Here is a 12,714-nt window from a genome sequence, read left to right as displayed (position 1 = left end):
CGTGGGGATGTGGGTTCTGGGATCGAATGGGTGACCTGGTGGATGGTTGCTCGTTGTGCTGGGGGACGGGCTGGGCCGGTGGGGGTGCGATGGTGGGCGCGGTGAGGGATGTGGCGGCGTCGTTCGTGGTGCCCGGACCGTCCGGGGTGGCGGTGCGGGACCGTCTCACGTACCTGACCGAACAGGACGAGCGGGTGTTGCGGGCTGTCGGCGCGTATCAGGGTGGGCTGGCGTCGCGGGATCTGAAGGCGCGGTGTGCGGACGGCCTGAATCACACTGCTGAGTCGTGGGCTTCGCGTAAGCGTGGGTTGACGGGGGTGTCGTCGTCGCGGATCGCTGGGGCGATCACGAAGGCGTCGCATGATCAATGGGCGCTGGCCCGGCGGTGCCTGGCCGCGCACATCCGTTCGCTGGAGGCCGGGATCAGGACCCTGCGGCACCGGTTGTCGCTCCCGGTCGGGGCCAAGGGCACGAAGCGTGCGCCGGGTGGTTACAGGTCCCGGGGTGAGTGGTTTCACAAGTCCCGCCGTCTCACAGCCTTGGAGGACCGGCTCGCTGCCGCTGTTGCGGACTGGCGGGCAGGACGGGTCCGGGTCGTGCGGGGCGGGAAGCGCCTGTTGAACACCCGCCATCACCTCGCCGAGGCCGGACTGAGCGAGGAGGAGTGGCGGGGGCGGTGGGAGGCTGAGCGGTGGTTCCTGGCGGCGGACGGCGAGTCGGGCAAGCGGTACGGGAACGAGACGATCCGCGTCACTCCGGAGGGGCAGGTCAGCATCAAGCTCCCCGCCCCCTTGGCTCACCTCGCCAACAGCGCACACGGCCGCTACACCCTCACTCCCACGGTCGGGTTTGCGCACCGGGGTGTGGAGTGGGCCGACCGCGTCGAAGGCAACCGTGCTGTGGCCTACCGCATCCACTACGACACCGGCCGGGGGCGTTGGTACCTGACGGCGTCCTGGCAGCGACCGGTCGTGCGGACCGTCCCGTTGGAGGCGGCGAGGGTCGGGGGTGTGATCGGGGTGGACACCAACGCCGACCACTTCGCTGCCTACCGCCTCGACCTCCACGGCAACCCGGTTGGCGAACCGCAGCGCTTTCCGTACGACCTGTCCGGAACGGCCGCACATCGTGACGCGCAGGTCCGCCACGCCCTCACTCGCCTCCTGCACTGGGCCCGCCGGACCGGCGTCACCGTGATCGCCATCGAGGATCTGGACTTCGGTGCGGAGAAGACGCGGGAGAAGCACGGTCGCCGGAAGCGTTTCAGGCAGTTGATCTCCGGTATGCCCACCGGCAGGCTCAAGGCCCGCCTTGTCTCCATGGCCGCCGAACAGAGCTTGGCGATCATCGCGGTCGACCCGGCCTACACCTCGGTGTGGGGTGGTCAGCACTGGCAGAAGCCGCTGACCACGCCCCGCCGGAAGATGTCCCGTCACGATGCCGCCGGTGTCGCGATCGGGCGACGCGCCCTCGGACACCCGATCCGGCGTCGGACGACACCGCCCCGTGCGCACCAGAGCGATGTGCACGGGCATCGGACCGTCCAGGCCGACCGGCGTGGCCCTGGGCGTGAGGGAACCCGCCCCCGCATTCCCGGACCACGGACACGATCCGTGCCACCGGACGCGGCGAGAACGCGGGCAACCAGGACACCCAAAACCGTTCGGGATGTCCGCAGTGAGCAGGATGTGGGTCCAAGACCCACTCCTGCTCACTGACTAGGAACGGTCAACAAGACGACGATCTACCGCTGGTGGCCGTCGAAGGCGGCGCTGCTGCGGGCGGCGCTGCTCCGGGCCCGGGTGCTGGACATCGACATCCCCGACACCGGTTCGCTGCGCGGAGACCTGATCGCCCTCACGGAGCAAGTGGCCGCCCTGGTCACCGGCGTACGGACGCGGGCGGTCGTGCGGGCCCTGGCCTCGGGGACGGGGCTGGCCGACGACGAGCTCGCCGCGCTGGCCCGGGACTTCTTCGCGGACCGGTTCGCGCGCGAGCAGCCGGTGTTCGCCCGGGCCGCCGCACGCGGCGAGCTGCCTCCGGGGGCCGACCCGAAGCTGCTGCTCGACCTGATCGCCGGGGCCGTGTGGGTGCGGGCGGTGCTCAGGAACGAGCCCGTACCGCCCGGGTTCGCCGCCGCCGTGGTCGACGGGGTGCTGCCCGGGACCGGCTGAGCGGGGCCTCGCGACGCTTCAGCCGCCGGTCAGTTCCAGGAGGGCGCCGACCGGGTCGTGGTCCGGGGCGGCGCGCGGCCACCACTCGTCCTGGCCCGGGTCCGACTCGTAGCCGTACCAGCGGCCGTCGCGGCCGAAGCGGAGCTGGAGGGCGCCGCCGGGGTGCGTGAGGTGGTTGCGCCAGGGCTGGAAGCGGGGGTAGCCGGCGGCGGCGAGGGCCGGGCGGGCGCGGTCGAACGGGCCGGCCGGGGGGTCCCACGGGGTCTCCAGGACCGCGAGACCCTCGGCCTCGCCCTGCCGCCAGGCGGCCACGGCGCGGGCCAGGTCCGTGGTGTTGCGGCCGGTGGCGGAGGCCAGCTCCCGGTAGAGGGCGCGGGTCGTCGCGGTGAGCCCGGCGGTGGGTCCGGCGGCGGCGAGACGGACGGCGTCCTGCCAGGTGGTGAGCCCGGCGAGCGGGTCGTGGCCGGTGGTCAGCAGGGCGTGGGCGCGGGCTGCCGCGTCGGTGGCGAGCTGGTCCAGGGCGAGCGGGTCCCGGGCGCCGGGGAGGACGGGGTAGGCGGGCGGGCGGCCCGGGTGCGGATCGACGGGGAAGGGCGCGGGCAGCGGGGGCAGGAATCGGCCGGCCAGCGCCTCTTCGGCGGGGACGGACGGGGTGTCGGGGGCGGGGGGCCGCTCCCGGGCGGAGTGTGCCGCGTTGCGCCGGCCCAGCTCCTCAAGGAGTTCGCGCTCGCCCCGGCCGCGCAGCAGGAGCAGGACGAACGGGTCGGCGTCCAGCAGGAGGGCCATCTGGTAACTGAGGGCGGCGACGTGCTTGCAGGGCCTGCCTCGGTCGGGGCAGGTGCAGGCGGGGTCGAGGTCGCCCGGGGCGGGCAGCAGGGTCATCCCGGCGGCGGTCGCGGTCTCGGCCAGGGAGTGCGGCATCTCCTTGGCGAGCAGCGCGGCGAGGTGGCCGGGGCGGGCGGCGACCGCGTCGAGCAGGGTGTCCCAGTCGGGGTCGGTGAAGGTGCGCGGCCGCAGCTCCGCGCGGTACGGGCGGGGGCGGCTGCCGTGCACGTACGCGACGACGTGCCCCGGGGTGACGGTGATCGCGGCGACGTGGCCGCCGTCCGCGTAGTCCCGGCCCCGGGCGAGGCGCGGGCCGTCCATCGACAGGGATTCGAGCGCCGCCACCCAGGCCCGGCCCCACCAGCTCTCCGCGAACGGCTCGCCCTCGCCGGACGTGCGCGCCGGGACGGCCTCGAAGGTGCGCCGCAGGTCGTCGGGGCCGGGGCGGGAGCGGGCGCCGGGGCGGATGTCGCGGCCGGCGTCCCGGCGGGCGGCGAGCGGTCCGGTCGTGGGGCGGGCGGCGCCGGGGCGGCGGGGGGCGGGGCTCATGACGGCCTCCGGAGGGAGACGAGGTCGGCCAGGTCGCGGTCGCTCAGCTCGGTGAGCGCGCTCTCGCCGCTGCCGAGGACGGCGTCGGCAAGGGCCCGCTTGGCGAGCAGCATCTCGCCGATCCGGTCCTCCACCGTGCCCTCGGCGATCAGCCGGTGCACCTGGACGGGCTGGGTCTGGCCGATGCGGTAGGCCCGGTCCGTGGCCTGCTCCTCGACCGCCGGGTTCCACCAGCGGTCGTAGTGGATGACATGGGCGGCCCGGGTGAGGTTGAGCCCGGTGCCCGCCGCCTTGAGGGAGAGCAGGAAGACCGGGACCTCGCCGGACTGGAAGCGGTCCACCATCCGTTCCCGCTCGGCCACCGGCGTACCGCCGTGGAGGAGCTGCGAGGGGACCGCGCGGGCGGTCAGGTGGGCGGACAGCAGCCGGGCCATCGTCACGTACTGGGTGAAGACGAGCACGGAGCCGTCCTCGGCGAGGATCGTGTCGAGCAGTTCGTCCAGGAGGGCGAGCTTTCCGGAGCGCCCGGTGAGCCGGGCGGCGTCCTCCTTCAGATACTGCGCGGGGTGGTTGCAGATCTGCTTGAGCGAGGCCAGCAGCTTCATGATCAGGCCGCGCCGGGCGATGCCCTCGGACGCCTCGATGTACGCCATGGTCTCGCGCACCGTGGCCTCGTACAGCGTGGCCTGCTCGCGGGTGAGGAAGACGGGGTGGTCGGTCTCCGTCTTGGGCGGCAGCTCGGGCGCGATCCCGGGGTCGGACTTCTTGCGGCGCAGCAGGAACGGCCGCACGAGCCGGGACAGCCGCTCCACCGCCTCGTCGTTGCCGAGGCCGGCCGCCGTGCCGGTGTTCTCCACGATCCGGGCGTGGCGGGCCCGGAACGCCTTGAGCGGGCCGAGCAGTCCGGGCGTGGTCCAGTCGAGCAGCGCCCACAGCTCGGAGAGGTTGTTCTCCACGGGGGTGCCGGTGAGGGCGACGCGCGCCGGGGACGGGATGGTGCGCAGGGCCTTCGCGGTGGAGGAGTGGGGGTTCTTGACGTGCTGCGCCTCGTCGGCGACGACCAGGCCCCAGCCGTGGGCGGCCAGCTCGGCGGCGCTGGAGCGCATCGTGCCGTACGTGGTGAGGACGAAGCCCCGGTCCGCCCCGGCGAGGGTGCGGCCGGTGCCGTGGAACCGGCGCACGGCAACGCCGGGGGCGAAGCGGTTGATCTCGCGGTGCCAGTTGCCCAGCAGGGAGGCGGGGCAGATGACCAGCGTGGGCGCGGGGTGGGCGCGGTGGAGGTGGAGGGCGATCAGGGTGATCGTCTTGCCGAGGCCCATGTCGTCGGCGAGGCAGCCGCCGAGGCCGAGGGAGGTCATCCGGTCCAGCCAGGCGAGGCCGCGCAGCTGGTAGTCCCGGAGCGTGGCGTGGAGTCCGGGCGGCGGGGCGAGCGCGGTGTCCTCGGTGAGGAGACGGGTGCGCAGCTCCGCGAGCGCCCCGGCGGGCACCGCCTCGACCTGCTCGCCGTCCACCTCGGCGCTGCCGGTCAGGGCGACGGCCAGGGCGTCCACCGGGTCGAGCAGGCCCAGCTCCCGCTTGCGGGCCTTGCGGACGAGCGCGGGGTCCACGACGACCCACTGGTCCCGCAGCCGCACCACGGGGCGGTGGGCCTCGGCGAGCACGTCCATCTCGGCCTCGGTGAGCCGCTCGTCGCCGAGCGAGAGCTGCCAGTCGAACGAGAAGAGCTGTTCGGCGTCGAAGAACGCGGTGCCGTCCGTGGCCGTGCCGGGCGCGGGCCTGACCACGGCGGCGGCGGTGAGGGTACGGGCCAGCTCCCGGGGCCAGTGGACGCTCACCCCGGCGGCGGCGAGCCGGCTCCCGGCGACGCCGAGCAGCTCGTACAGCTCGTCCTCGCCGAGGGCCAGCACATCGGGGACCGGTTGGTCCAGGAGCCGTTCGAGTGGGGCCCAGACGCGGGCCGCGCGGCGCAGGGCGAGCGCGGTGTCGACCCGCGCCCGGGGCCCGAACGGCTCGCCCGCCTCACCGGCCCACAGGGCGGCGGCGTCGACCACGTAGGTGGGGTCGGCGAGGCTGTGCACCTGGGTGACGGCGGCCGCGGCGTGCCGGGCGGTCTCGTCGGTCGCCGCGTCGGGGCCGGTCGTGTCGAAGAGTTCGTACGCGGAGAGGTCCAGGCGGAGCGACACCCGGACCCCGGTGTCCAGGCCCGAGGCGACCTCGACGGCCCAGTCCCGGGCGCCGGGCAGGCGCTGGGGCTCGGCGGCCGCGAAGGGGGCGCCCACGGCGAACGCGGCGGCGGGTGTCCGGGGCAGTGTGTCGGCGACGGCGTCGAGGAAGGCGCCGATCAGCGCCTCGGGTTCGGGCAGCCGGGGCGGGGTCGGGCCGGGCAGCGGGACGGCGTGCCCCTCCCAGGGCAGGGCGGCGGCCACCGCGCGCAGGTGGGCGACGTCCCCGGCGTCGCGCGGGCCGGCCCGCCAGGCGTCGTGGTCGTCGGCGGTCAGCCCGGGGAGCATGCGGCCGCCGGCCACCAGGTGCAGCGCGTGCAGGGCGGCGGCGCCCCAGGCGCGGGTGGCCGGGTGGGCGGAGCGCAGGTGGCGGGCGCGGGCGAGCAGGGGCAGGGCGTCGGCGACGGTGAACAGGAGCGCGGGCACGGCCTGCGGGCGGACCTCGCCCCCGGCGCCGTACGGCCGGACGACCGTGATCTCCTCGCTCCGGGCGCTTTCGGTCCCGGGGAGCGGGGCATCGAGCGGGTCCCAGAAGGCGACGCGGCCCCGGCGCGGCGGCGTACCGGGCAGGAAGACGGCGGCGCAGCGCGGCAGGCGGCTGTCGTCCGCGTCCTGCGGCGGCGGTGCGGTGCTCACCGGTCCCTCCCCTCACGCGCTTCGTCCCTGGTCAGCACGGATCGTCCGTACCGGTCCCTCTGTCCGGCGAGTCTAGGCGGGGGGTCTGACAAAGACCCGGACAAGGGCCCGGCCGCCGCCGTCCCCGCAGCTCGTACGGGTCGGACGGCGGCCGGGGAGCGGCCGCGCGGGCCGGTCAGTGGTGGGCGTACGGCTCGGCGGAGGGGGACGGACTCGGGGCCTGCGTGCCCGGGTCCTCGGAGGAGGCGGCCGGAGGCGAGGGCGTGCCGGTGTCCGGCGCCTGCCCGGCCTCGGGGGCGGGCGCCCCCGGCGCCCCCTGCTGCTGGGCCCGTTCCAGGAACCGCAGCAGCTCCACCGGGAACGGCAGCACCAGTGTGGAGTTCTTCTCGGCCGCCACGGCCACCACGGTCTGGAGCAGTCGCAGCTGGAGCGCGGCGGGCTGGGTGGACATCTGCGACGCCGCCTCGGCCAGCTTCTTGGACGCCTGGAGCTCCGCGTCCGCGTTGATGACCCGGGCGCGCCGTTCACGGTCGGCCTCGGCCTGGCGGGCCATGGAGCGTTTCATGGTCTCCGGCAGCGAGACGTCCTTGATCTCGACCCGGTCGATCTGGACACCCCAGCCGACCGCGGGGCTGTCGATCATCAGCTCCAGGCCCTGGTTCAGCTTCTCCCGGTTGGAGAGGAGGTCGTCCAGGTCGCTCTTGCCGATGATGGAACGCAGTGACGTCTGAGCCATCTGCGAGACCGCGAAGCGGTAGTCCTCGACCTCCACGACCGCGCTCGCCGGGTCGACCACCTTGAAGTAGATGACGGCGTCCACCCGGACCGTGACGTTGTCCCGGGTGATCCCGTCCTGGGCCGGCACGGGCATGGTCACGATCTGCATGTTGACCTTGCGCAGCCGGTCGAAGCCGGGCAGCACCATCGTGAACCCCGGCGGGCGCACCTCGTCGCGGAGCCGGCCCAGTCTGAGGACCACGCCCCGTTCGTACTGCCTGACGACCCTGGCGGCCGCCGCCGTGTAGAGGGCGCCCGCGAGCGCCACCACGACCAACGCGATCAAGAGGTCCTGGACCATGACGGCCCCCTGCCAGCCGGGACAGCCCGACAATCGGCACCGCACGCATTCGTGCGCTATTACCACGATATGCCCAGTTCTGCTCCGGGTCGAACCTCCGCAGGTACGCCGGGCGCGGTCGCGCTCCCCCGCCCGGCCGCTTCCCGGATGCCGGGGCCCGGGGAAGCGGGCAGGGTGAGCGGCACCGGCACGTACACCCGCGGTGTGCGTGGTGACGAGACAGACGAGGATCCGCCCATGCCCGTGATCGACCGCCGACGCCGCCGGCTCGGCATCGCCGCCCAGGCCGTGTTCCTGACCCTCACCGTCGCAGGCTGTTCGGGCCTCGGCCGGACCGCGGTCGGCCCGGTCATCTACACCACCGAGCGGGACGCCGTGGTCGAGGTGAACAGCCCCTCGGTCAAGGGCTGCCACCGGCTCGCCCCGGCCGGCGCGAAGGCGGTGGCCAACGAGACCCTGGTCGACATCGTGCTGTACCGGACGCCCGACTGCACCGGCAAGGGCACGACGTACGTCGCCACCACCTTCTCCGACGTCAACGCGCCGAACGCGCGCCCCTGGCGCAGCTTCAGCACCATCCACTGACCGCCCGGGCGGCCGCTACACGGGCACGGCCCGCACCCAGATGCCGTCGTCCGTGGGATAGCGGTCCACCTTCAGCCCGGCCGCTCCTCGATCAGCGGGTGCGTCACCCGGCCCACCCAGCAGCCCAGTTCCAGGATGTGCGCACCGGCGGGGACGGCCGCCTCGATCACGTCCGGTTCGTCGCCCACGGGCAGCCGGGTGTACACCTCCACCGCGCAGCCGTCCGGGGTGATCGCGCCCGGCCCCGTCCCTGAGCAACCCTCACGTACCAGCTGTGCGCTCATACCCACCGAACGACCGTACGGCCGCAGGCGTTCCCGGCCTCAGACGGAGCGGCGCGCCACCAGGGCCGCGCTCAGGTGCTGGAGGTCGGCCGGGCGGGCCGGGGAGAGGCCGGTGAGGCGGTCGATGCGGCGGATGCGGTAGTCGACGGTGTTGGGGTGGACGTGCAGCGCCGCCGCCGCGGCCCGGCGGTCGAGGCCGTGTCCGAGGTACGTCTCCAACGTGTGCAGCAGCTCCGGCTTGGCGTCCAGCGGGCTCAACAGCCCCGCGAGCCCGCGCAGCGCCTCGCTGGGCCTGCTCAGCTGGTACTCCAGGAGCACGTCGGCCAGCCGGTAGAGGCCGGGGGCCCGGCCGGTGCGGGCCACCAGGTCCACGATCTCCCCGTTACGGGCCACCGCCGCGGGCACCCCGTCCGGTGCCGCGGTCTCGGCCGCGGCCGTCACGGGGACCCCCGCCGCCCGGGTCGCCTCGGCGATCAGGTCGCACAGCCCGCCGGGCCCGTCCCACCGCGGCGGCTCCGCGACGGGCAGCAGCACGGTGCCGCCGGACGCGTCCAGGGCGGTCAGCGCGGGCGTCCCGGCGAACCGGTCGAGGGCCGTCCGGATGCGCCGTATCTTCCGCCGGGCGGCCACGCCCGCGCCCGCCCCGGAACCGGGGCCGGACGCGGTACCGGCCCCGGGACCCTGCGGCAGGCCCGGCCCCGTCTCGTCCGGGTGCGGGGCCAGCGCGAGCGCCATCGTCAGATAGCGGGCGGCCGGGCGCAGGCCGGTGCGGCGGGTGAAGCCGTCCAGGTCCTCACCGGTCAGCAGCGCGGCCATCAGCGCGTGCCGGCCGCCGTGCTCCTGGCTGTCCAGGATCTGCCGGGCCTCCAGATAGGCGCCGCTCACCGCCGAGGTCAGCTGCTGCTGGAGGACGAGGATGCGGTCCATGATCTCCAGCACGGCGGGCAGGTCCCCGGGCCCGGCGTCCTGCGCGGTCTCCTCCCAGCACATCGCGACGCCCACCTGGTAGGCGGTGAGGATGGCGTCCAGCGGCACGCCCTCCTCGGCGCGCTGGGCCGCCGAGTCGCGCTGCTGGGCGAGTTCGCCGTCGGTGGCGGCCCTGCGGTGTTCGAGGACGTCCGCGAAGAGCCGCAGATTGTGCTGGACGATGTCCGCGATATCGCCCGCGATCTCCTCGTGCGGCAGCTCCGCGTAGACCGGCAGGTCACTGAGAAGACGGGCGACCACCCGGGTGGTCAGGGCGGGAACGCGGGCCCGCAACCGGACCGCCACCGGGCGTCCGGCGATGGCCAACGGCCCCTGTCCAGCTGTCCGTTCATTGTCACGCGTCACAAAAGCCCCCGGCGAAGTCTGCGTTACCCACCAGTTAAACGACGGCGTTCGAGTCTGCATGATGACCGGCGACACCCGCCATGCCCCCACTCATAGCGCACCGGAGGTCGTCATGAACTCGTTCCGGAACAAGACGTTCTGTCGTACTGCCAGAGGAGCCGCCACCGCCGCCGCCCTGGCTTCCCTGGCCGTCGGAACCACCGCGTCCGGCGCCTGGGCGGCGAGCGCCGACGCCCCCGTGCAGTACGTGGCCCTCGGCGACTCGATGGCCTCGGGACCGCTCATCCCGGGCATCACGGGACCGCTGGCCTGCGGCCGATCCACGCACAACTACGCGCACGAGCTGGCGGCGAGCATCGGCGCCTCGCTGCGCGACGTCACCTGCAGCGGGGCCCAGTCCAAGCACATGACGGAGAAGCAGTCGCTGTCGCTGCTCGACGTGCCGATGGGCTCGGCGGCACCCCAGTTCGACGCGCTGCGCGCCGACACCGGCCTGGTGACCCTCACCATCGGCGGCAACGACGCCGGTCTCGTCGGCATCGCGCAGGACTGCATGCAGCTCGACCCGACCGCGACCCCGTGCAAGGACAAGCTGACCGAGGGCGGGGTCGACCAGGTGGCGCAGCGGATCGCCGCCTTCGCGCCGCGCCTCGGAGCCGTACTGGACGGAATCCACCAGCGCTCGCCGCACGCCAGGGTCCTCGTGACGGGGTACGGGCTCTACATCAAGCCGGGCGGCTGCTGGCCGCTGCAGCCCGTGCTGCCGGTCGACGCGGACTTCCTCCAGGGCAGCGTGAACCGGATGAACGCGGTCATCGCCGAGCAGAGCGCCGCGCACGGTGCCGAGTACATCGACGTCGCCACGCCGAGCAAGGGCCACGACGCCTGCCAGGCCCCGTCCGACAAGTGGGTCGAGGGGTACGTGCCGACCGCGTCGGCTGCCCCGTTGCACCCGAACCAGCGGGGCGAGGCCGCCTACGCGCGCATCATCGGCGCCCACCTCCAGGGGAGCTGAGCCGTGCGGCAGCGGATGCTCGACGGACTGCTCGCGGTGGCGCTCGGCACGGCCGCGCTCCTCGCCCCGCCCGCCCACGCGGCCCCGGCGGGCCCCTCCCCGGCGCGGGGCTGCGACCCGCTGGCACCCGCCGAGTGCCTGCTGCCGTTCCCCAACGACTGGTACACCCGGCCGGACCCGCGCACCGACACGGGCCGCCGGGTGGCCTTCGACACCTCGGCGCTGCCCCGGCCCGCGACCGGGCAGACCGTCGACCCGGCCGCCTGGAACCGGTCCGACGGCTTCTCCCCCGGCTCCACGCTGATCGCCCAGGTCCCGGGGCTCGACCTGGCCAGGACCGGCGCGGCCCCGCTCACCGACATCGGCCGGTCCCTGGACCGGGACGCGCCCATCGTCCTGCTGGACACCACGACCGGTGAGCGGTGGCCGTACTGGGCGGAGCCGGACAGCAACGCCACCGACCCCGCGCGCCGGGCCCTGCTGATCCACCCGGCCCGCAACTTCGAGGACGGCCACCACTACGCCGTGGCGCTGCGCCACCTCAAGGACGGGTCGGGCCGTACGATTCCGGCCGCCGCCCCCTTCGCCGCCGTCGCCGGGAGACGGCTGCCCGCACACGATCCGCTGCGCACCCGCCAGGACCGGCTGCGGCCCGGGCTGTCCGCGCTGCGCCGGGCGGGCGTCTCCCCCCAGGGACTCAACCTCGCCTGGGACTTCACGGTCGCCTCGACGCGCAGCCTCACCGGCGACCTGTTCACCCTCCGCGACGACGCGTTCCGCGGGCTCGGCGACCGCGCGCCCGCCTTCACGGTCACCGGGGTCACCGACTTCACCGAGGAGCAGGACACCCGGATCGCCCGCGAGGTCACCGGCGAGATCAGCGTCCCGGGCTATCTGGACGCCCCCGGCGGGCCGCCCGGCGCGGTGCTGAACCGGGACCGGAACGGCGCCCCGCGCGCGCTTCCGGGCAGCACCCAGACCGCCGCGTTCCGCTGCGAGATCCCGCGCGCCGCCTTCCGCGGGCCGTCGCACCCCTCGCTCTACGGGCACGGGCTGCTCGGTTCACGCAACGAGGTCGGCGCGGGCAACGTCAAGGACATGGCCGCCGAGCACGACTTCACGTTCTGCGCGACGGACTGGATCGGCATGGCCAAGGACGACATCCCCGTCGTGCTGGCCGCACTCGCCGACCCGAGCCTCTTCCCGGCCGTCCCCGAGCGCAGCGAACAGGGCATCCTCAACGCCCTGTTCCTCGGCCGCGCCCTGATCCACGCCCAGGGCCTGACCGCCGACCCGGCGTTCCGCACCGCCGACGGGCGTCCGCTCGTGGACACCCGGCACGGACTCGCGTACGACGGGAACAGCCAGGGCGGCATCCTCGGCGGCGCGCTCGTCGCCGCCTCCACCGACATCCGGCGCGGGGTGCTCGGCGTCACCGGCATGAACTACGGCCTGCTCCTCAACCGCAGCGCCGACTTCGCCCCGTTCCAGCAGGTCCTGGACGCCGCCTACCCGGACAAGCTGCACCAGCAACTGGTCCTCCAGCTCTTCCAGATGGTCTGGGACCGGGGCGAGACCAACGCGTACGCCAACCACCTCACCGACCGCCACCAGGTCCTGATGCACCTCGCGTACGGCGACCACCAGGTCGCGAACGCGGCGGCCGACGTGGAGGCGCGCACCATCGGCGCCCGGCTGCTCACCCCCGCGCTCGCCGCGGGCCGCAGCCCCGACACCGTCCCGTACTGGGGCATCCGGCGCATCGGCCCGCACCAACTGCCCTACCGGGGTTCGGCGATGACCGTCTGGGACAGCGGTACGCCCACACCCCCGGTCACCAACACGCCGCCCGCCGGACCCGCGTACGGGCACGACCCGCACGAAGATCCCCGCAACTCGTCCGCCGCACGTCAGCAGAAGGCCACCTTCCTGACCACCGGGCGGGTCATCAATGTCTGCGGCACCACCCCGTGCACCGCCACACCGACCTCCTGACGCCTCCCCTGCCCCGCAG

At 74.3% G+C, this 12,714-nt stretch carries 8 protein-coding genes and 2 pseudogenes; 5 read left to right on the top strand and 5 right to left on the bottom strand.

Annotation, left to right across the window (positions count from 1 at the left end; genetic code table 11):
- Positions 1-89 precede the first annotated feature (89 nt).
- Positions 90-1,722: pseudogene (locus tag OG867_RS25100) on the top strand (IS200/IS605 family accessory protein TnpB-related protein).
- An 80-nt stretch (positions 1,723-1,802) separates the two neighbouring features.
- Positions 1,803-2,174: a TetR-like C-terminal domain-containing protein gene (locus OG867_RS25095; RefSeq protein WP_406288681.1), complete on the top strand. Its 372-nt coding sequence runs from the start codon at positions 1,803-1,805 to the stop codon at positions 2,172-2,174.
- Positions 2,175-2,192: 18 nt separating this feature from the next.
- Here the strand turns inward: OG867_RS25095 and OG867_RS25090 are convergent, their stop codons facing one another.
- The 3 genes from OG867_RS25090 to OG867_RS25080 form a co-directional block, all read right to left on the bottom strand.
- On the bottom strand, positions 2,193-3,548 hold the full coding sequence (locus tag OG867_RS25090) for an SWIM zinc finger family protein (RefSeq protein WP_406288679.1): 1,356 nt from the start codon (positions 3,546-3,548) through the stop codon (positions 2,193-2,195).
- Entirely contained in the window at positions 3,545-6,406 is a 2,862-nt protein-coding gene (locus OG867_RS25085; RefSeq protein WP_406288676.1) for an SNF2-related protein, read from the bottom strand. Before OG867_RS25085 ends, OG867_RS25090 begins: the two co-directional genes overlap by 4 nt.
- Before the next feature lie 175 nt (positions 6,407-6,581).
- Positions 6,582-7,484 carry an SPFH domain-containing protein gene (locus OG867_RS25080; RefSeq protein WP_406288673.1) on the bottom strand — a complete coding sequence of 301 codons (903 nt, stop codon included), beginning with the start codon at positions 7,482-7,484 and terminating at the stop codon, positions 6,582-6,584.
- Positions 7,485-7,721: 237 nt separating this feature from the next.
- On the opposite strand from OG867_RS25080, the gene OG867_RS25075 reads away from it, so the two are divergent.
- Positions 7,722-8,069: a hypothetical protein gene (locus tag OG867_RS25075; protein ID WP_328899667.1), complete on the top strand. Its 348-nt coding sequence runs from the start codon at positions 7,722-7,724 to the stop codon at positions 8,067-8,069.
- An 86-nt stretch (positions 8,070-8,155) separates the two neighbouring features.
- Here OG867_RS25075 and OG867_RS25070 read toward each other — a convergent pair.
- Positions 8,156-8,353 (bottom strand): annotated as a pseudogene (locus OG867_RS25070) (SAM-dependent methyltransferase); the annotation flags it as partial.
- Positions 8,354-8,392: 39 nt separating this feature from the next.
- Entirely contained in the window at positions 8,393-9,646 is a 1,254-nt protein-coding gene (locus tag OG867_RS25065; RefSeq protein WP_406288669.1) for a PucR family transcriptional regulator, read from the bottom strand.
- 151 nt (positions 9,647-9,797) lie between these two features.
- Here OG867_RS25065 and OG867_RS25060 point away from each other — a divergent pair, with 151 nt between their 5' ends.
- Both OG867_RS25060 and OG867_RS25055 read left to right on the top strand, forming a co-directional pair.
- The gene (locus OG867_RS25060; RefSeq protein WP_328899668.1) at positions 9,798-10,700 is read left to right on the top strand and encodes an SGNH/GDSL hydrolase family protein; all 903 of its coding nucleotides are present in this window, start codon (positions 9,798-9,800) and stop codon (positions 10,698-10,700) included.
- Positions 10,701-10,703: 3 nt separating this feature from the next.
- Positions 10,704-12,695 (top strand): hypothetical protein, encoded by a 1,992-nt coding sequence (locus OG867_RS25055; RefSeq protein ID WP_406288666.1) that lies wholly within the window; start codon positions 10,704-10,706, stop codon positions 12,693-12,695.
- Positions 12,696-12,714: the final 19 nt, after the last annotated feature.

It is taken from the genome of Streptomyces sp. NBC_00209, from assembly GCF_045206345.1.
Lineage (GTDB): Bacteria > Actinomycetota > Actinomycetes > Streptomycetales > Streptomycetaceae > Streptomyces.
This window is presented reverse-complemented; position numbering and strand designations above follow the sequence as displayed.